Source organism: Archangium sp., from assembly GCF_045802675.1.
GTDB lineage: Bacteria > Myxococcota > Myxococcia > Myxococcales > Myxococcaceae > Archangium.
Window position 1 is genome coordinate 69109 of the sequence record NZ_JBJMQO010000129.1, and the last position, 18223, is coordinate 87331.

Annotated in this window: 17 protein-coding genes; 7 read left to right on the forward strand and 10 right to left on the reverse strand. The window is 71.1% G+C overall.

Translation table 11 applies throughout. The annotated features are described in order from the left end of the window. The first annotated feature begins 181 nt into the window (after positions 1–181). Positions 182–2104, forward strand: coding sequence for a response regulator (locus ACJ8AN_RS35710; protein ID WP_407760051.1), 1923 nt, complete (start codon positions 182–184; stop codon positions 2102–2104). On the opposite strand, the gene ACJ8AN_RS35715 is transcribed toward ACJ8AN_RS35710, so the two are convergent. Beyond that, a complete protein-coding gene (locus ACJ8AN_RS35715) occupies positions 2101–3456 on the reverse strand; it encodes a sigma-54-dependent transcriptional regulator (protein ID WP_407760052.1) in 1356 nt (451 codons plus the stop codon). The two genes, ACJ8AN_RS35710 and ACJ8AN_RS35715, sit on opposite strands and share 4 nt — an antisense overlap. Before the next feature lie 283 nt (positions 3457–3739). Here ACJ8AN_RS35715 and ACJ8AN_RS35720 point away from each other — a divergent pair, with 283 nt between their 5' ends. Beyond that, positions 3740–4180, forward strand: a complete 441-nt coding sequence (locus tag ACJ8AN_RS35720; RefSeq protein ID WP_407760053.1) for a hypothetical protein — start codon at positions 3740–3742, stop codon at positions 4178–4180. 105 nt (positions 4181–4285) lie between these two features. Next, positions 4286–5551 (forward strand): glucosaminidase domain-containing protein, encoded by a 1266-nt coding sequence (locus ACJ8AN_RS35725; protein ID WP_407760054.1) that lies wholly within the window; start codon positions 4286–4288, stop codon positions 5549–5551. A gap of 68 nt (positions 5552–5619) precedes the next feature. Here the strand turns inward: ACJ8AN_RS35725 and ACJ8AN_RS35730 are convergent, their stop codons facing one another. Further along, positions 5620–6102 (reverse strand): hypothetical protein, encoded by a 483-nt coding sequence (locus ACJ8AN_RS35730; protein ID WP_407760055.1) that lies wholly within the window; start codon positions 6100–6102, stop codon positions 5620–5622. A gap of 232 nt (positions 6103–6334) precedes the next feature. Here ACJ8AN_RS35730 and adh point away from each other — a divergent pair, with 232 nt between their 5' ends. After that, positions 6335–7864 carry an aldehyde dehydrogenase gene (gene adh / locus ACJ8AN_RS35735; protein WP_407760056.1) on the forward strand — a complete coding sequence of 510 codons (1530 nt, stop codon included), beginning with the start codon at positions 6335–6337 and terminating at the stop codon, positions 7862–7864. Between the two features lie 23 nt (positions 7865–7887). Next, positions 7888–8280, forward strand: coding sequence for a DUF779 domain-containing protein (locus ACJ8AN_RS35740; RefSeq protein WP_407760057.1), 393 nt, complete (start codon positions 7888–7890; stop codon positions 8278–8280). 3 nt (positions 8281–8283) lie between these two features. On the opposite strand, the gene ACJ8AN_RS35745 is transcribed toward ACJ8AN_RS35740, so the two are convergent. From ACJ8AN_RS35745 to ACJ8AN_RS35765, 5 genes are all read right to left on the reverse strand, one after another. After that, entirely contained in the window at positions 8284–9720 is a 1437-nt protein-coding gene (locus tag ACJ8AN_RS35745) for a hypothetical protein (protein WP_407760058.1), read from the reverse strand. 110 nt (positions 9721–9830) lie between these two features. Further along, complete coding sequence (locus ACJ8AN_RS35750) at positions 9831–11090, reverse strand: ATP-binding protein (protein ID WP_407760059.1); 1260 nt, start codon at positions 11088–11090, stop codon at positions 9831–9833. Next, positions 11090–12424: a hypothetical protein gene (locus tag ACJ8AN_RS35755; protein ID WP_407760060.1), complete on the reverse strand. Its 1335-nt coding sequence runs from the start codon at positions 12422–12424 to the stop codon at positions 11090–11092. The genes ACJ8AN_RS35750 and ACJ8AN_RS35755 overlap by 1 nt, the downstream gene beginning before the upstream one ends. Beyond that, positions 12421–13056, reverse strand: a complete 636-nt coding sequence (locus ACJ8AN_RS35760) for a hypothetical protein (protein WP_407760061.1) — start codon at positions 13054–13056, stop codon at positions 12421–12423. Before ACJ8AN_RS35760 ends, ACJ8AN_RS35755 begins: the two co-directional genes overlap by 4 nt. Before the next feature lie 13 nt (positions 13057–13069). After that, positions 13070–13549 (reverse strand): hypothetical protein, encoded by a 480-nt coding sequence (locus tag ACJ8AN_RS35765; RefSeq protein ID WP_407760062.1) that lies wholly within the window; start codon positions 13547–13549, stop codon positions 13070–13072. Between the two features lie 339 nt (positions 13550–13888). Between ACJ8AN_RS35765 and ACJ8AN_RS35770 the strand changes: the two genes are divergently transcribed. Both ACJ8AN_RS35770 and ACJ8AN_RS35775 read left to right on the forward strand, forming a co-directional pair. Continuing rightward, positions 13889–15040 (forward strand): hypothetical protein, encoded by a 1152-nt coding sequence (locus tag ACJ8AN_RS35770; RefSeq protein ID WP_407760063.1) that lies wholly within the window; start codon positions 13889–13891, stop codon positions 15038–15040. A gap of 3 nt (positions 15041–15043) precedes the next feature. After that, positions 15044–16297, forward strand: a complete 1254-nt coding sequence (locus ACJ8AN_RS35775) for a hypothetical protein (RefSeq protein ID WP_407760064.1) — start codon at positions 15044–15046, stop codon at positions 16295–16297. A 507-nt stretch (positions 16298–16804) separates the two neighbouring features. Here ACJ8AN_RS35775 and ACJ8AN_RS35780 read toward each other — a convergent pair. The 3 genes from ACJ8AN_RS35780 to ACJ8AN_RS35790 form a co-directional block, all read right to left on the reverse strand. Next, on the reverse strand, positions 16805–17200 hold the full coding sequence (locus ACJ8AN_RS35780; RefSeq protein WP_407760065.1) for a hypothetical protein: 396 nt from the start codon (positions 17198–17200) through the stop codon (positions 16805–16807). A 113-nt stretch (positions 17201–17313) separates the two neighbouring features. Next, a complete protein-coding gene (locus ACJ8AN_RS35785) occupies positions 17314–17547 on the reverse strand; it encodes a hypothetical protein (protein WP_407760066.1) in 234 nt (77 codons plus the stop codon). Between the two features lie 172 nt (positions 17548–17719). Further along, a complete protein-coding gene (locus ACJ8AN_RS35790) occupies positions 17720–18199 on the reverse strand; it encodes an N-acetyltransferase family protein (RefSeq protein ID WP_407760067.1) in 480 nt (159 codons plus the stop codon). Positions 18200–18223: the final 24 nt, after the last annotated feature.

Genomic DNA, 18223 nt, shown 5'->3' on the forward strand with positions numbered 1-18223 from the left:
CGGGCCAGGAGGGGCTCACGTTCGGCCCCGCGCGGGCGCCCTCTCCTGGCGCACCGCGACGTCCACGCGGGCCCTCCGGGGGCTCTGACCGGTACTTCACACCCGCGCCTCCGTGCTACCGTTCCGACGCGGACCGGACGGGCACGAGCAGCCCCGGGTGCCCTCCCCCTCCGAGAGGAACATGGACGCGAGCGGTCCCATCCAGGTGTTGCTCGTCGAGGATGACGAGGACGATTTCATCCTGACCCGGGACTGTCTGCGGTCCCTCGGCCCGAGGCGGTTCGAGCTCGAGTGGGTGGCCACCTTCGACGAGGCCCTGGCGGCGCTCGCGTCCGGCCGCCACGACGTGTGCCTGCTGGACTACCGGCTCGGGGAGACCACGGGGCTCGAGCTGCTCCAGCGGGCGCGGCAACAGGGGTGGCGCGGCCCGTTCATCCTGCTGACGGGGCAAAGTGACACCACCCTGGACCACGAGGCGCAGCAGGCCGGCGCCGCCGACTTCCTGCAGAAGGCCCACCTCACCCCCACGCTGCTGGAGCGCTCCATCCGCTACGCGCTGCAGCACGCGCGCACGCTCGAGGCCCTGCGCCGCTCCCAGGAGAGCTTCCGCGAGCTCATCGAGCGGCTGCCCGATGGCATCGGTGTGCAGCACGTCGAGCGGCTCGTCTACGCCAACCCCGCGCTCGTCGCGCTGATCGGCTGCGCGTCGGCGGAGGAGCTGCTGGGGATGTCGCGCGAGGAGCTGAGCGCGCTGTTCCTCCAGGCGGAGACGTGGGCCGAAATCCAGAGGGACCACGCCGAGGCGCTGCGCACGGGCAGGGCCTCCCCGCCACGGGAGACGCGCCTGCTGCGCAAGACGGGCAGCCCCGCGCTGGTGGAGATAACGCTGGTGCCCCTGGTGTTCGACGGCCAGCCGTCCCTGCTCTGGAGCGTGCGCGACCTGACCGAGCGCCGGCAGATGGAGGCCCGGCTGCTGCACGCGGACCGGATGGCCTCGCTCGGGGTGCTCTCGGCGGGCGTGGCGCACGAAATCAACAACCCGCTCGCCTATACCCTCTCCAACCTGGACTACCTGGAGACGAACGTGCTGCCGCGGCTGGAGCTGCCCGACACCCGGCGCGGCGAGGTGCGCGAGCTGGTGTCCGACGCGCGGCTGGGCGCCACGCGCGTCAGTGACATCGTGAAGCAGTTGAAGCTGTTCTCGCGCGTGGACGAGGACGCGCCGCCCGAGCCGGTGGACGTGCACCGGGTGATGGAGACGGCCATCCGCATGGCCAGCAACGAGGTGAAACACCGCGCGAAGCTGGTGCGCGACTACGGCGAGCCCCTCCTGGCCCGGGCGCACGAGGGACGGCTGGGGCAGGTGTTGCTCAACCTGCTCGTCAACGCCGCCCACGCCATCCCGGAGGGAGACGTGGAGCACCACGAAATCCGCGTCGTCACCCGGCGGTCCGGCGCGGACGTGGTCATCGAGGTGCGCGACACGGGCGTGGGCATCCCCGAGGAGAACCTGGAGCGGGTGTTCGAGCCCTTCTTCACCACCAAGCCCGTGGGGGTGGGAACGGGGCTGGGCCTGTCCATCTGCCACGGCATCGTGAGCGGCTTCGGCGGGCGGATGAGCGTGGAGAGCCGCGTGGGCCAGGGGAGCACCTTCCGGGTCATCCTCCCCGCGGCAACCAACGCGAGGCCCGTCGAGCCCGCCCCCCGGGCCCGCGTGGAGCTCGCGCCGGGACGGCGGGGCCGCATCCTGGTGGTGGACGACGAGCCGATGATTGGCGTGGCCATCCGCCGCACGCTCCAGCGCGAGCACGAGGTGGTGACGACGACGAGCGCGCGCGAGGCCCAGGCACGGCTGCGCGACGGAGAGCACTTCGACCTCATCCTGTGCGACGTGATGATGCCGGAGATGAGCGGGGTGGACCTGCACCAGGAGCTGTCCAGCCACGCGCCCCAGCTCGCCGAGCGGATGGTGTTCCTCACCGGCGGGGCCTTCACGCCCAACGCGCGCGCGTTCCTCAGCCAGGTGAAGAACCCGCGCGTGGACAAGCCCTTCTCCTCCGAGGAGCTGCGCTCGCTGGTGCGCTCACGGCTGGAGAAGTCCTAGTCGCCCTCGGGGTCCGTCACCTTCTCGCCCAGGCTCTGCAGGCGCGAGTAGAGCCGGCGCCGGGTGATGCCCAGCAGCTTCGCCGCCGCCGTCTTGTTGCCCCCCGCCCGCTCCAGCGCCGCGTACAGCAGCTCGCGCTCGAAGGCGTCCAGGTTGAAGCCCTCGCCGAGCACGTCCGCCGCGCGCACCGCCCTGCCGCCTCCGCGTGACAGCGAGGGCCCTCCGGCGCCCAGGTGCTCGGCCTGGATGTCCCCGTCCCCCGAGAGGATGAGCGCGCGCTCCAGCGCGTTCTCCAGCTCGCGCACGTTGCCCGGCCACGTGTGCGCCAGCAGCCGCGCCTCCGCCTCCTTCGACAGCTTCGCGGGCGGCAGCCCCCGCCTCGACAGGAAGGCGTGCGCCAGCGGCACCAGGTCCTCCTTGCGCTCGCGCAGCGGCGGCACCTCGATGCCGAAGACGTTGAGCCGGTAGTAGAAGTCCTCGCGGAAGCGCCCCTCGCGCACCGCCGCCACGAGGTCCCTGTTCGTCGCCGCGATGACGCGCACGTCCACCTTGCGCGCCTGCGTGCTGCCCAGCGGCACGAACTCGCGCTCCTGGAGGAAGCGCAACAGCTTCACCTGCGTGGCCGGCGTCACCTCGCCAATCTCGTCCAGGAAGAGCGTGCCCCCGTCCGCCGCCGCCAGGTGCCCCGCCTTGCGCTCGGTGGCCCCCGTGAAGGCGCCCTTCTCGTGGCCGAACAGCTCGCCCTCCAGCAGCGTCTCCGGCAGCGCCGCGCAGTGCACCTCCACCAGCGGCCCCGCCGCGCGCTTGCTCGAATAGTGGATGAGCCTCGCCAGCTGGCTCTTGCCCGTGCCGCTCTCGCCCAGCAGCACCACGCTCGCGTCGCTCGCCGCCACCTGCCGCGCCGACGCCAGCGCCTGCTTCATCCGCGGGCTCTCCGCCACCAGCGTGGGCGTGAGCTGGCGCACCAGCCGCTCGCTCTTCGTCTCCGCCGCGCGCTGCTCGGCCAGGCGCCGCACCCGCAGCCGCACCTCGTCCATGGCGAAGGGCTTGGTGAGGTAGTCCGCCGCGCCGGCCTTCATCGCCGCCACCGCGTTCTCGGCGCTGCCGTGCGCCGTCATCATCACCACCTCTGGCGGCGTGGGCAGCGCGCGCGCCGCCTTCAGCACCTCCAGCCCATCCACCTCCGGCATCCGCAGGTCCGTCAGCACCACGTCGAAGCCCCGCCGCGCCAGCTCCACCAGCGCCGCGCGCCCGCCCGTCACCCGCGCCACCTCGTGCCCGTCCAGCTCCAGCGCCTCGGCCACCAGCTTGCCCAGCTTCACCTCGTCATCCACCACCAGCACCTGCGCCATGCTTCTCAACCTCTCGAGGCTCGCGGTGAGCGGGAGCGCGGGCCATTGCGCGCCGTCGTCTTCTCCGGGTCGTTGGATGAACTATAACGCCCCGCATGACAAGACTCGTTCCGCTGCTTTGTGTGCTCCTCATATCCTGCAGCCGCTCGTCATCTCCGGCTCCTGCCTCGACGCCTCAGGCCCAGGTGGTAGCGGATGCGGGTGCACCCAAGCCGGGCCCGGGTGACGCAGGTGCTCCTGGCGCCCCCCGACCGCGCAGGGCCCCCGCTGCTCGGCGAGCACGTTGAGCCCCCAGCCCAGTCCGGCCCGGACGGCCCTGCCGCCCGTCGTGGAGTCGATGCGCCGCCGCATCGTCGCCGCGGCGGTGGCCTGTGACTACGAGACGCTCGCGAAGCTTGCCCGGGAGAATGGCGCGGACTTCAACGTCAGCTTCGGACCCGACTTCGACGTGGCGGCCTTCTGGCGCGAGCGCGAGCAGGAGGGAGTCCCGGTGCTCTCACTTCTGGTGAAGGTGCTCAATCTCCCCCATGCCAAGGAAGAGGCGCTCTACCTCTGGCCCTCGGCGTACCGCACGGGCGAGACGGAGGAGGACTGGAAGGCCCTCGAGGGCCTCTACCCCGCGCGGCAACTGACTGACTGGCGCAAGGCGGGGGATGGGTACATGGGCATGCGCGTGGGCATCAAAGAGAACGGCGACTGGACGTTCGCCGTCAGCGGAGATTGAGCGGGCCGGGTTCCGGGGCCCGCCTATCTCGTCCACCCGGGCGCCTGTTATCATGGGCACCCCACTCGCCCAGGCTCGAAGGGCGAGCGACGGATTGGAGGGCCCATGAGCGGCAACGCGAACACGAATCTCCCCCGGACAGGAAACGCCTTCATCGACTCCGTCTCCGCGGATGCCGTCCAGAGCCAACTCGCCACCGGGGTGCCCGCTTCGGTGACGCTGGCGCAGGCCATCCTGGAGAGCGGCTGGGGCAAGTCCGGCCTGTCGAAGAAGTACAACAACTACTTCGGCATCAAGGGCAAGGGCCCCGCTGGCACCGCCGTCATGAGCACCGGCGAGCATTTCAACGGCAAGGACGTGGTGATCAAGGACGGGTTTCGCGTCTACAAGACGGCGGCGGAGTCCTTCTCGGACCACGGGCGGTTCTTCATCGAGAACAAGCGCTACTCCGAGGCCATGCGGCACGCGGACGATGGGGAGCGTTTCGCCAAGGAGATCCACAAGGCGGGCTACGCTACGGACCCCAACTACTCCGAGAAGCTCATCGGGCTCATCCGCCAATACAAGCTCGCCCAGTTCGACAAGCTCGCCCGGGGCCAGGGGCAGGGAGCAGTCCCCCCTCCCCCGCCGCCCAAGACCGCCACCGGCTCGAGCGCTCCCTCCAGCACGGCCGTGAAGGAGTTGCAGCTGCTGCTGGTCAAGCACGGGTACATGACCCAGCAGCAGATGCAGACCGGCCCCGGCATCTTTGGCGCCAAGACCCGCGCGGCGCTGAGCCACTTCGTGGAGCAGCAGGCGCAAGCGCAGGGGCCCGCCACGACGAGCCCGCCGCCGCCGAAGGTGACCACGACCCCCACGCCCAAGCCCCCGCCACCGACGCCCAAGCCCCCGCCGCCGACGCCCAAGCCCCCGCCGCCCCCCACCCCGAGCGACACGGGCAAGCTGAGCTACGACAAGATCAGCAAGAACTTCAACGCGAAGATCCCAGGCTCCAAGTACTTCACGTGGCACGATGCGCTCTGGCTCCCGTCGTGGAACCGCCATGCCAAGGAGAGCGAGGTAACTCCGACGATCCTGGCGAACATCACGAAGCAGGCGCAGGCGCTCGACCACGTCCGCGAGCGCTTCAACAAGGCCATCGGGGTGCACTGCTGGCTGCGCCCGCCGGCCTACAACAAGGAGATCGGCGGCGCGAAGAACTCCGCGCACCTGCGCGGGAGTGCCACGGACTTCCACATCGAGGGGTACTCCGCGGAGCAGGTGCGGCAGGTGCTCATCAAGGAGAAGACCCTCTACCCGGGCGCTGGCGAGCTCAAGGTGACATGGGTGCACCTGGATCTCGAGCACACGAAGTGGTTCTCCCCCTGGTGAGAGCCCGTGCGGCACGGGAGAGCAGCCCGTAGGGGCTGCCCCCACCATGGCTGGCACCCGGAAGGCGGCTAGGGCAGTTTGAAGCTGCGGGCGATTCGCGCCGTGGCGTCCTGCCAGGTCTTGGCGCCCTTCGGGTGGCTCCACTCGAAGCCATAGAGGACCCCGTCCTTCTCCAGCTCCTTGTGGTAGAGCACCCGCCCCTGCTTGTCCTCTCCGGACAGCACCCACCACCCCTTGCCCTTCGGCTGGTAGGTGACGTTGACTCCCTCCTGACGCCAGCGGTCGAGGGTGGTGCGCCGGGACCAGGCCAGGTTCGTCTGTCCCTCGGGCACTCCCGCGAGCTCCACCACCATCGAGCTCCACACCTTGAGGCTCACCTTGCCCGAGGCGTCCCGGAACTCCTGGCCATCGCCATTCTGGGACTCGCCCTGCCCCTTCAGGCCCGCGGGGACGCCAATGGAGTAGCCGTAACGCTCGTTGGAGTAGGTGGTCGAGTCCTCACCGGCCGGAGCCGCGAGGACGAGCAGGGAGATCAGGGCGTGAAGCAACATGGGCAAGCACCTTTGTGGAAAGGGAGCCCAGTATAATTGCCGCCTGGGAGCTTGATGGTGCTGCACGCGGGAGTACGGCCTCCGCGTCCGCATGCCCGCTGCCCGGCCGGGCCGTGAGCAGTTTTGAACGCTCGCGTGTTGTGTCCGCGCGTTGACGCGCAGCGGCACCTGCCTATCGTCGGTGCCCTCTCCCCTGCCGTTGCCAGAAACATCCACCCACGCCGAGGTCTGAATGTCGTCGACCGTGTACGAAGCTCCGGGGCAGAAGGGCAGCAAGGTGCAGTACCTCCCCCGCTACGGGAATTACATCGGCGGTGAGTTCGTCCCGCCCGTGAGGGGGCAGTACTTCGAGAACATCACCCCCGTCACCGGCAAGCCGTTCTGCGAGGTGCCCCGCTCCACCGCCGAGGACGTCGAGAAGGCGCTCGACGCCGCCCACAGGGCCAAAGCCGCCTGGGGCCGTACCTCGCCCACCGCCCGCGCGGACATCCTCAACAAGATCGCCGACCGGATGCAGGCCAACCTGGAGATGCTCGCCGTCTCCGAGACGTGGGACAACGGCAAGCCCATCCGCGAGACGCTCGCCGCGGACCTGCCGCTGGCCATCGACCACTTCCGCTACTTCGCCGGCTGCCTGCGCGCCCAGGAGGGCAGCCTCGCCGAGCTCGACGAGCACACCGTCGCCTATCACTTCCACGAGCCGCTCGGCGTGGTGGCGCAAATCATCCCCTGGAACTTCCCGCTGCTGATGGCCGCGTGGAAGCTCGCGCCCGCGCTCGCCGCCGGCAACTGCGTGGTCATCAAGCCCGCCGAGCAGACCCCCGTCACCCTCCTCAAGTTCGCCGAGCTCATTGGCGATCTGCTGCCCCCGGGCGTGCTCAACATCGTCAATGGCTTCGGCATCGAGGCCGGCAAGCCCCTGGCCAGCAACAAGCGCGTGGCCAAGGTGGCCTTCACCGGTGAGACGACGACGGGCCGCCTCATCATGCAGTACGCCTCGGAGAACCTCATCCCCGTGACGCTGGAGCTGGGCGGCAAGTCGCCCAACATCTTCTTCGCGGACGTGTTCTCGCAGAACGACGACTTCGCCCAGAAGGCGCTCGAGGGCTTCGCCATGTTCGCCCTCAACCAGGGCGAGGTGTGCACCTGCCCCTCGCGCGCCCTCGTGCAGGAGCGCTTCTACGAGGAGTTCATGCAGAAGGCCATCGAGCGCACGAAGCGCATCGTGCAGGGCAACCCGCTCGACACCGCGACGATGATTGGCGCGCAGGCCTCCAACGACCAGCTGGAGAAAATCCTCTCGTACATCGACGTGGGCCGGCAGGAGGGCGCCAAGGTGCTCACCGGCGGCCGCCGCGCGCACCTGCCCGGGGCGCTCGCCGAGGGCTACTACATGGAGCCCACCATCTTCGAGGGCCACAACAAGATGCGCATCTTCCAGGAGGAGATCTTCGGCCCGGTGGTGTCGGTGACGAAGTTCAAGGACGCGGAGGACGCGCTGGCCATGGCCAATGACACGCTCTACGGCCTGGGCGCGGGCGTGTGGTCGCGCGACACGCACACGGCCTACCGCATGGGCCGCGGCATCCAGGCGGGCCGCGTGTGGGTCAACTGCTACCACCTGTACCCGGCGCACGCGGCCTTCGGCGGCTACAAGCAGTCGGGCATCGGCCGCGAGACGCACAAGATGATGCTCTCGCACTACCAGCAGACGAAGAACATGCTGGTGAGCTACGACCCGAAGCCGATGGGCTTCTTCTAGGCCAACGACGAGGAGCCGCCGCCATGACCGTGGAGCGCGTTGCCGTCACCCCCGCCGCCGAGGCCCTGCTGCGCAAGCTGCAAGGGATTCACGGCCCCCTGATGTTCCATCAGTCGGGAGGGTGCTGCGACGGCAGCGCGCCCATGTGCTACCCGAGGGGCGAGTTCAAGCTGGGCCAGCAGGACGTGTTCCTGGGCACCATCGTGGACACGCCCTTCTACATCAGCGGTCCTCAGTTCGATTACTGGCAGCACACCCAGCTGACGGTGGACGTGGTGAAGGGACGCGGGAGCGGCTTCACCGTGGAGGCGCCCGAGGGCGTGCGCTTCCTCATCCGCTCCCGGGTCTTCACCGACGAGGAGCACTCCGCGCTACAGAAGGCCGGCCCGCCCCCGCGCGGCCCCCAGGAGGGTTGAGCCTCACAGCTTGTAGAGGCCGATCCCCACCCACGGCAGGGGAACCGGGAAGCCGCCGCGGGTGCTGCCATCACGGGTGGACTGGTACTCGGGTACGTACATCCAGAGCGCCGCCAGGTCGACCCGCACGCGCACGCGGTCGAGCGCCAGCGGGCCACTCGGCCTGTCCGAGCCCAGCAGCCAGCGCACGCCCGTGGTGCCGAAGGACTCGTCGAAGGGCGCGCGTGGGAAGAACTCGGCCGCGAGCTCGCTGTGGGTGCCGAGCACGTACTGCGCGCCCACGAAGGCCTGCACCTGCGTGGGGAAGCGCTCCAGGGTGGTGCTCTCGCTGCCATCGCCCGAGCCCGCGTCGCCCGTCGTCCCCACCACCACGGCCGCCTTCTGCGGAATGAGGTGGTGGTTGTCGAGCACGTACGCACCCGCGGTGAGCTGGAAGTCGCCGAAGTGCTTTCCCACCACCGCGGAGAAGAGGTTGAACTGGAGGTTGGCCCCCGCGGCGCCCGCCGCTCCCTGCGCGAACACCCCGTTGCCGACCAGCACGAGCCCGCCACCGCCCACCGCGCCACCCAGCAGGTTGAGGAAGTCATAGGAGACGGACACGCCCGGCACGTAGCGCGACTCGTCGAGCAGCTTCAGCTTGAGGCCCAGGTCCACGGTGCCGAGCACGCCCAGCGCCGCGCCTCCCGCGCCACCCACCACGTGGACGAGGGGGAGTGGCACGCCGCCCGCCGCCGGAATGGGCAGGCCGCCCGCCCACATCTGGAACTGCACGCGCCGGCCCAGGCCCAGGCCCAGGCGGAAGAGCAGGAGCTCGTCGTTGCTCAGCACCAGCGCGCCCGGCTCCAGCGTGAGCGCCGTGGGCGTGAGGAAGAGCCGCTCGTCCGCGGCCCGGCGGGTGACGAAGTCGTCGCGCCGGTAGTCCATCTCGCGCCCGAGCGCCTCGCCCGCCTCGCGGCCTCCGCGCGACGCCAGCACCGAGGGCTCGCCCGCCGACTCCCAGCGCACCAGCCCGAGCTGATTCTCTCCCTCGGGCGCCAGCAGCACGCCCTCGAGCGCCAGCCGCCCGCTCGACTTCTCGAACCCGGTGAGCCCCAGGACCGTCCGCCCCAACACGGCGACCTGCTGGGCCGTCGTGGACGCGGGGGCCTCGGGCGAGCGGGCCTCCACCACGCGCAGCTCGAGCCGCAGCGGCTCGCCACTCGCGCCCGCGGACCTGCGCACCCGGGCCTCCACGGCGCTCTGGAAGGACTCCTGGAGCTCCTTCTTCATCGCGTCGGGCACCTCGCCCTTCACCTCGACGGTCACGCCGCGCGCGTCGTCATAGTGGCCGAGCGCGTCCACCTTCACCTGACGCACACTGCCCAGCGCGCAGCCGGTGAGCGGCAATGCCAGCCATGCGGCGAGCCAACGCCAATTCTTCGTCTGGTTCGTCACGTCCATCCCCTCTCGCGAGCAGCGGAGAAATGGGCGCCATCCTGCTCCGACAGAGGGCGCGGAAGCCACCACCCCCCACGTCGTCCCAGGAGGCCCCGCACTCCCGGTGCGAGCCGTCAGCGCGACGCGGGCAGCCGCACCTCGAAGGTGCTGCCCTGGCGTTGCTCGGGCACCAGCGTCACCGAGCCCCCGTGCCGCTCCACCAACCTCCGGCACAGCGCCAGGCCCAGCCCCGTTCCGTTCGCCTTCCCCGTCACGAACAGGTCGAACAGCCGCTGGCGGATTTCCGGCGGCACTCCCGGCCCGTCATCCTCCACGCGCACCCGCACCGCGCTCCCGTCCGGCTCCGCCGCCAGCCGCACCTCGCCCTCCCCCTGCGCCTGCGCCGCGTTCTGCAAGAGGTTCGCGAACACCTGTCTCAGTCTCCCCGCGTCCCCCTCCACCGGCGGCAGCTCCGCGAAGCTCCGGCGCACCTTCACCGCCGGAAACGCCGCCTCCGTCGCCCTCGCCGCTTCCTCCAGCACCTCGGACAGCTCCACCCGCTGCGACGCCAGCGGCCGGTCCGCGCTCAAATCCAACAGGTCCTCCGTCAGCCGGCGCAACCGCTCCACCTCGCCCAGCACGTCCTCCAGCGCTTCCTTGTCCCGCCCGGAGAGCTTCGCCCCGCTGCGCTCGCGCATCAGCTCCACCGTGCCGCGGATGACGCCCAGCGGATTGCGGATTTCGTGCGCCGCCATCGCCGCCATCTTCGTCATCGCATCGCCTCGCGCCGCCCGCGCCGCCGCCTCGCGTCTCGCCCGCTCGTCCCGCAGCCACCGCGCCGCCACCAGCGCCAGCGCCAGCGCGCCCACCGCCGACAGCGCCACCCCGCCCCACAGCGCCCGCCTCAGCGAATCCCGCGCGCTCGAGAAGGCCCGGCCCGCCTCCAGCACCAGCACCGACGCCACCTGCCCGTCCGCGCCACGCACCGGGAAGTAACCCACCGTCACCTGCAGCTCGCCCATCGAGTAGCCCGGCCCCACCCGCGTCTCTCCCGCGAGCGCCGCCTCCACTCCCGCCGGGTCCGTGCGCAGCAGGTCCACCCGTTTGCGCGCCGGCCCCGTCGCGTCCGCGGGCACCGACAGCCCCCGGTCCACCACGTACACGCCGTCCAGCGCGTTGGCCTGCATCAGCGCTTCCAACCGCTCGGGCCGCGCCCGCGTGTCTCCGAGCAGCAGCGCCGCGGACTCGCCCGCGCCCCGCAGCCGCGCGTCCAGGGCCTGGTCCAGCGCCGCGCTGCCCGCACGGTACAGGGCCAGCGTCGCCGCGAGCGCTCCCACCAACCCGAGCGTCGCGAGCCCCAACGGCCCCAGCGCGCGCGAGGCGGGCCCCCGCATCAGTACAGCCCTCGCGACCACACCAGCTCCAGTCCTCCGGTGAAGCGGCCATAGGAGAGCTCGGCGATGTTGGAGGACGCGCCGCGCCAGCCCACCGAGGCCCTCAGGCTCCAGTTCGCCGCCACGTCCCACTCGGCCGCCACGCCCGCGTCGAGGTAGCCGTCCTCGCGTTGCGCGCCCAGCGGGTTGTCGAAGTTCTGGTAGCCGCGCAGCGTGTAGCCCACCTCGCCCACCACGTGCAGTCCGGGGCGCAGGCGCAGGCGTGCCTCGGCGCGAGGGCCGTGCTCGAAATAGCCGAGCGACAGCTCATACGTGCGCAGCAGCCCGCCGTACCAGCCCGCCGAGAGGGTGAGCGGCTCGGTGGGGCTCCACTCCGCGTCCAGCCGCGCCGTGCCCCGCCACCCGGAGTAACCGGCGTATGCGTCCTCGCGGAAGTCCTCGCGGCGCCCGGCCAACGAGGCCTCCAGCACCACCGGGCCCACCGGCGCGCGCGCGGCCACCTGCAACCGGTGCGCGAGCAGGTACGGCGTCCCTCCGAGCGTCAGCCCGTCCAAGCCGTACTCCGCGGACAGTTGCAGCCGCGTGCCCAGGTGCGCCCAGCCCAGCGCGCCCCCAGCCCCCGCCAGGTCGAAGTCGAGGAAGCGCAGGTGGCCCCGGTAGTGGCCGGAGACGCGCGCATACGGCCCGTTGTCTCCCCAGGGACGCAGGCGCAGCTCCGCGGCCGCCGCGCCCACGCCGTCTCCACTCCCGCCCTGCTGCGCCGTGCCGTCCGGCACGAGCTCCACGTTGGAGTCGTACTCGCTGCCCAGCCGCACCGAGAGCGCCACCCGCCCCTCGCGAGCGGCCCGCAGGCGCAATTCCCCCGCGCGCCGCGCCAGCCCCGCGTCCGGCGAGGCCGCCGCCGCGTCCAGGTACGTCCCCGCTTCTCCCGCGCGGCCCTCGCGCAGGGCGAGCACCCCGAGGAAGTACGAGGCCGTGTCCACCAGCGCCGGCGCCGAGAGTGCCTCCTGGAAGGCCACCGCCGCGGCCGCGTCCTCCCCGCGCTCGAACAGCTTCAGGCCCGAGAGCAGCGACGCCGCCGCGGCCTCCTCGCGCGCTTCCGCGTCCCCGCACAACGCTCTCAGGGCCGCCTTCGCCCGGGCATTGCGCGGGTCCCTGCGCAGCACCTCGCGCCAGGCCACGAGCGCCGTGTCCCGCTCTCCCGCGGCCTGCTCGGCCTCGGCCACCTCCACGTAGGGCGCGGCGGCGGCCAGGTCCGGCGTGCCCTCCGGCGTCACCGGTCCGCAGAGGCCGGACTCGGCGAGCAGCGCGGCCACCACCCACCCCGGATTCACGGACTGCCTCCTCCCACGAGGGGCTCGGGCCGCCCGGACAGCGAGGCCAGGGCGGTGCGGGCCTCGGCGAGGCGGTAACGGTCCTCCCGCTTCTCCGCCAGCCGCACCGCCTCCTCCAGGAAGTGCGCGGCGAGCACCGGACGCCCCGACGCCCGTACCTGGGCGGCACGCGCGTGGTACCAGTCGATGGAGGCGGGCGAGGGCGCCGAGCGGAACAGCGCGGCGAGGTCCGCGCGCAGCTTGCGCACCTGCTCGCCGATGCGCGGGCCCGAGGCATCCCCCACCGCGTCCAGCAGCGTGTCCGCGCACAGGTAGAGGCGCGCGTCGTAGCAGGCGAGCGCGTGGTAGTAGTCGAGCAGCGCGTCGCGCGCGTCCGGGGCGCTCTTGCGCGCGGCGGCGAAGGCCTCCAGCGCCTCCTCCGAGCGGCCGAGCTTCACCAGCGACGCGGCGATGTACCAGTCCGCCTCGCCGCCCGTGCCCAGGCGCTGGGCCACCTTGAACTCCACCAGGGCGTTGGCGAACTGGCCCTCGCGGAAGTGGCGGGCGCCCTGGAGCAGGTGGGAGGTCGCCTCCGGCGCCGGAGTGGCCGCCGTGAGCACGAGCAGGGCGAGGCACTGCACGAGACGCTTCACACGGGGCCTTCTATCACGGGCGCTGGAGGGGGTCCGGCTTCGTCGGCCGCCCGTTGCCCGGGTTGCCAGGCTTCGGGTCCTTGTTCTTGCGGACCTCCTCGGCGCGGGAGCGGCCCGCGGCGTCCTGCGCGTCCGAGCCCACGCCCACGCCCGCGGCGCCCAGCGCGGCGGAGCGGGCGGCCTTCACGCTCTGGCCGGGAGGCGTCCCCGTGCCGCGCGCGGCCTGCGCCGAGGCCTCCTTGCGGGCCTTCTCGGCGGCCTCACTCCGGGTACGGTTTCCCACGTCCCGGCGAGCACCGTCCGTGGCGGTTTCCCGGGCCGTCCCGGCCACGGGGGAGGCCGCGTCGGGCAACCGGGGGAGGTGCTCCGGCAGCGAGGCCTGCACCTCGAGCGCCTCGAGGATGGCGGCCCGGGGCTCCACGTGGCGCGACGGCTCCCCGGCGGTGGCACCCGCGGCCCACAGCGAGAGGGCGAGGAAGAGGAACCCGCGCATGACAGCCTCCACGACACGCCCGGGGGAGAGAGGACGCAACGGGTAGCGTAGCATTCTCCGTGCCCGGCTCCGGTTCCAGGCGGGCATGGCTGTCTCCCCGCTGTCCCTTGCCCCAGCCGGGACACCCAGGTGTACCAACCGGTACACCGCGAGGGCCTCACCCCCGAGGGCGGATGCTCGCGCGGGCCGCTCCGCGCTCGACGCGCCGCGTCCAAGAGGGAGGCGCGGGGAATCCTTCGCGCCCATGAGGAAGGACGCATTCCACGCTCACCTCTCAACCTGGACGAAAGCGAAAAACCCTGGCTTTGATGCATGAATCCAAAAACAGGGAGGGCCGGAATGAGGCTCGTCAAGGCAATCGCGACCGTGGCCGCGGCAGTGGTCATGGCATGGAGCGGGAGTGCATCCGCTCTGACGGTGAAGCTGGATTACGTCTGGGGCGGCAACGGCGGTGGCACCACCGTCTTCATCCACGGACATGGCAACTGTGTCGGCGGCAACGGCTCGGACAGCCGCTGCGTCAACATGTCGTACGGCTACTGGCTGAACTCGACGGAGGACGGCGGTGACGGCCACGACTTCATGGCCGAGTCCACCTCCAAGTGCACCGCGGCCGGCTGCTCCATGGCGTGCGCCTCCACGGGCTGCAACACCATCAACTACACCGGCTCGTGGAGCTACTCCGAGGCCTTCGCCATCCGCTACGACATGGTGAACCAGAGCATGATGGCCTCCACCAACGACGTGGCCAACTGCCTGATGGACCTGAAGAACGGCACCAACACCACGGGCTGCAATCCCAACCTCTACAAGCGCACCAGCTTCCGCCTGGTGGCCCACAGCGCGGGCGGCGCGGTCATCGACCGCATCTTCTCCACCGGCGCGTGGCCGGGCCTGACGGGCGCGGGCGGCGCCATCATCGGCACCCCGGTGGCCTCCGCGGGCGCGCTGGCCGGCTCCCGTGCCTCGAGCGCCCTGTACGGCACCGATGGCGCCTCCAACTTCTGCACCACGCTGGTGAGCTGGATCGCCGGCTGGGCGCTGAAGAACACGGGCAACGCCAGCCTCACGCGCAGCGCGCTGCTGGGCGAGGCCAACAACGGCCGCGCCGGCAAGATGCCCCGCTGGATGTACAAGGTGACGACGGCGGGCGGCTCGGGCTCGGCCAACAACAACGGCAAGGACAGCGTCCAGGAGAGCACCAACGACTCCAAGATGGGCGTGCTGGTGGGCTGCGTGGGCTACTCCGCCGATGACGACACCGACGGCGTGCTGTGGAACTACGACAGCGACCCGACCTCCAACCCGGCCGGCTCCAACGGCGGCAAGTACCGCTCGCAGTACACCGGCTATTACTGGCACTGGGTGCCGTCGTGGGCCAACCACTCGCACAACCGCAACGACGCCTACGTGAAGAAGTACGGCTTCCAGACGGACACCGGCTGCTATTACATCTCGCCGGGTACCTGCATCGGCCAGTACGCGCAGTGAGCCATGGGTAACGACGCATCGACGAAACGGCGTGGGGTGGGGTTGGGTCTCATCGCGGTGATTGCCGCGCTCGTGCTCGTGGCGCTGCTGTGGCCACGCGCCCCGGAGAACCCTCCACCTCCCGAGGACACCTCTGTCACCCGGAACCCCTCGCCGGCCGATGCGCCGTCCCCGCGGGCTCCGCCTTCCCCCGTGCGGGCTTCACAGAGCACGGTGGCGGCGGCGGAGCCCCCTGCCCCGGACGTGATTCCGGGCACCACTCCCGCGGTCCCTCCCGAGGCGCCGCCCATCGAGCTGCCTCCGACGACGCAGGTGCTGCAGGAGGAGTTCTACCCGGGCACGACCGACTGGGAAGACGTGCCCGTGGACGAGACGCACCAGTACAACCTTCGCATCCTGCCCAAGCGCTACAACGTGGTGGCGCCCCTGCCCATCTCCGTGCTGCTGGAGATCACCGACCGGAAGGGCAAACGCCAGACACTGCCCAATCCGCACGTGCGCGTGCGCCCCATGGAGGACTCGACGCGGCCGTGGATTGAAGTGCCGGTGAAGGACGACGGCTCGGGCGACGACGAGGTGGCGGGGGACCTCCAGTACACGGCCACCCTGCAGCCCACGCGCGAGCAGAAGAAGCTGCTGTACGGACGCGTGCTCGTGGAGGGCAGCGTGGACGTGCCGGGCGTGGGGACGCGGACGATTCCCGCCACGCTCCTCTACACCCAGGGCCCGCGCGCGAAGCTGACGGGCCGGTGGAAGGACTCGGTGCGCAACGGCAGCCTCGCGCTGGAGGCCGAGCTGGAGGTGGAGGAGCCGGGCCTGTTCACGCTGATGGCGCAGGTGTTCGGCCCGCACCTGGAGCCCATCGCCTGGGTGAAGCAGACGGAGAAGCTGGGCTCGGGCCGGGGCACGCTCACGCTCGAGGTGTTCGGCAAGGTGCTGCACGACATGGGCGTGGATGGCCCCTACCGCGTGCGGCAGGTGCTGCTGAGCCGGGACTACGAGAACTCGGGCGACTACGACCCGGGCGTCACCCTCGAGGAGGCGCACCAGACGAAGCCATACCAGGCCCGCGAGTTCTCTCCGGCCACGTACACGCCGCCGCCGCGCGTCGTCGAGGAGGTGGATGCCAATCACCCCTCGCAGCGCAACAAGCCGCCCCCCGAGCGCACGCGCGTCATGGAGCCCGCGAGCGGCACCCCTCCGGCGCCTTCACAGGGCGAAACGCCGCCGCAGCAGCCGCCGAGCCTCGGACACTGAGCGATGAAGCCGGAAGCCCCCTACACGCTCCGCCCGCCCCGGCCTGGAGACCTCGGCTGGATCCGCCAGGGCCTGGTCGCCGAGACGTGGGAACTGAAGTGGTGAGGCAGTAGTTCCTACCGGCTTCCGAACCGGGGCCCCCGCACGGGCTCGCCAAACCCCTGGAATCACTCGCGACGGAGCCTCGGGCGCCGCTGGCATCCGCGTTGCTCTATCCCCTTCACGTGAAGGCAGCGGGGTAGGACGGGCGGGATGCAGGGCGGCGGGTCGGTCGGGGTGGGGTCGGGGTTGGTGCTGAACGGGTAGCGGGTTTTCGGGTCGGTCGGGGTCGGGCGGTTGGGGTTGGGGCAGGACCGGTAGCGGGTTTCAGGGCGGCGGGTTGGTGGGGTCGGGGTCGGGGTCGGGGTCGGGGCAGGACGGGGAGTGGGTTTCAGGGGGCAGGACAGGGGTAGCAGGGGAAGACTCGCGGGGAGGAGCTGCATGGGGGCGGCTCCTCCCCGTTTTTTTTCAGAGCCTGTCCTGCAAGCCGCGCACGAGCTCCTCCGTCTCGGGGTCGGGGGTCGAACGCATGCGCCGCGCTTCCTGGAGCAGCGCGAGCGCGTGGCCGAGCCGGTGCTCGGCGCCCTCCGAGTCCCCGCGCTGCTGGAGCAGCTCCGCTTCCGCGCTCACCAGCTTCGCCAGTGCCTTGATCTTCTCCGGGTGCCCGAGCAGCCCCGCCACCGAGCCCGCGTCGATGGTGATGAGCATCCGGTACTCCATGCCGAAGAGCGACAGGCTCGTCTGCTGGATGAGCTCGAGCGCCTCGTCCGTCTTCTGGGCCTTGCCCGCCTTCACGATGGCCGCGAGCGCCTCCACCAGCTGACGGATGGTTCGCTCGATGTAGTCCTCGCGGAATCCCGACATGGGGCATGGCTCCTTGGGAACAGAGGCGTTCCGGGGAAGCGAGGGTACTCGCAACCCGAGCGAGCGAGGTACCCTCACCCCGTCCCTCTCCCGGTGGGAGAGGGCAACTGCGCTCAGCTCTTGTCACTCACCGGAGGAGCATCGCGCCGCACCACGCTCGAGTCGTCGGCGCCGTAGCCGCCGATGCCCTTGTCCTTGAGGCCCTTCTCGCCGGTGTCCTCGTCCACCACGTCGCGGCGTACCTGACCCTCGCCCTGGTTGCGGGCCTCGCGCTCCAGTTCCTTGGCATCCTTGTCCAGCCGCGGGTCCATCGTGCCCTTCACCGTCTTGCCCTTGTTCTCGGCCATGGCTCTCTCCCGTCACGCTGTGGGGCCTCGCGCGCCACGCCACGAGGCCCGGTGATGGAGGAAAGGTCCGAAGCCTCCCGGCACTCGACAAGAGACCGGCCCACGCCCCGCTGCCCGCTCCCCGCTCGCACGAGGGAGCTTCCACGAGAGGGAATAGCCCGCGAGCACCGGCTCACTTCCGGGGCAGCGGCCACTCCAGGTAGGTGGGGTTGGGCGCGAAGCCCACCGACTCGTAGAGCGGCCGGCCGTCCGGGGTGGCGTGAAGCAGGAGCCGGCCCACGCCCAGCTCGCGCGAGAAGCGCACCAACTCCAGGAAGAGCGCGCGGGCGATGCCCCGTCCGCGCCACTGGGGCTCGGTGTACATGTTGAGGATGTACGCCTCGAGGCTCGCCAGGGTGTCTGGCATCGGAGGCCTCGAGAAGGGCGCGAGGCCGCTACACGCCACGAGCCGGCCCTCGGCCACGCCCACCCAGGCATGGAAGCGGCCCGCGGGAATCTCCTGCGCGAAGTAGCGCCGGGTGGCTTCCTCCAGCGCCTCCTCGCCCTGCAACTTCTCCACACCGCGCGTGGTGCGCAGCAGCGCGAAGCGCAGGCGGACGAGGCCGTCCAGGTCCTCCACGCCCGCCTTGCGGATGCTCCAACCTGCTTCCATGCGACTCGTGCCTCCGGACTTCCA

Coding starts and splice junctions, on each gene's coding strand:
- ACJ8AN_RS35710 (WP_407760051.1), top strand. CDS start 182: ATGGACGCGAGCGGTCCCATCCAGGTGTTGCTCGTCGAGGATGACGAG.
- ACJ8AN_RS35715 (WP_407760052.1), bottom strand. CDS start 3,456: ATGGCGCAGGTGCTGGTGGTGGATGACGAGGTGAAGCTGGGCAAGCTG.
- ACJ8AN_RS35725 (WP_407760054.1), top strand. CDS start 4,286: ATGAGCGGCAACGCGAACACGAATCTCCCCCGGACAGGAAACGCCTTC.
- ACJ8AN_RS35730 (WP_407760055.1), bottom strand. CDS start 6,102: ATGTTGCTTCACGCCCTGATCTCCCTGCTCGTCCTCGCGGCTCCGGCC.
- adh (WP_407760056.1), top strand. CDS start 6,335: ATGTCGTCGACCGTGTACGAAGCTCCGGGGCAGAAGGGCAGCAAGGTG.
- ACJ8AN_RS35740 (WP_407760057.1), top strand. CDS start 7,888: ATGACCGTGGAGCGCGTTGCCGTCACCCCCGCCGCCGAGGCCCTGCTG.
- ACJ8AN_RS35745 (WP_407760058.1), bottom strand. CDS start 9,720: ATGGACGTGACGAACCAGACGAAGAATTGGCGTTGGCTCGCCGCATGG.
- ACJ8AN_RS35750 (WP_407760059.1), bottom strand. CDS start 11,090: ATGCGGGGGCCCGCCTCGCGCGCGCTGGGGCCGTTGGGGCTCGCGACG.
- ACJ8AN_RS35765 (WP_407760062.1), bottom strand. CDS start 13,549: ATGCGCGGGTTCCTCTTCCTCGCCCTCTCGCTGTGGGCCGCGGGTGCC.
- ACJ8AN_RS35770 (WP_407760063.1), top strand. CDS start 13,889: ATGAGGCTCGTCAAGGCAATCGCGACCGTGGCCGCGGCAGTGGTCATG.
- ACJ8AN_RS35775 (WP_407760064.1), top strand. CDS start 15,044: ATGGGTAACGACGCATCGACGAAACGGCGTGGGGTGGGGTTGGGTCTC.
- ACJ8AN_RS35780 (WP_407760065.1), bottom strand. CDS start 17,200: ATGTCGGGATTCCGCGAGGACTACATCGAGCGAACCATCCGTCAGCTG.
- ACJ8AN_RS35785 (WP_407760066.1), bottom strand. CDS start 17,547: ATGGCCGAGAACAAGGGCAAGACGGTGAAGGGCACGATGGACCCGCGG.
- ACJ8AN_RS35790 (WP_407760067.1), bottom strand. CDS start 18,199: ATGGAAGCAGGTTGGAGCATCCGCAAGGCGGGCGTGGAGGACCTGGAC.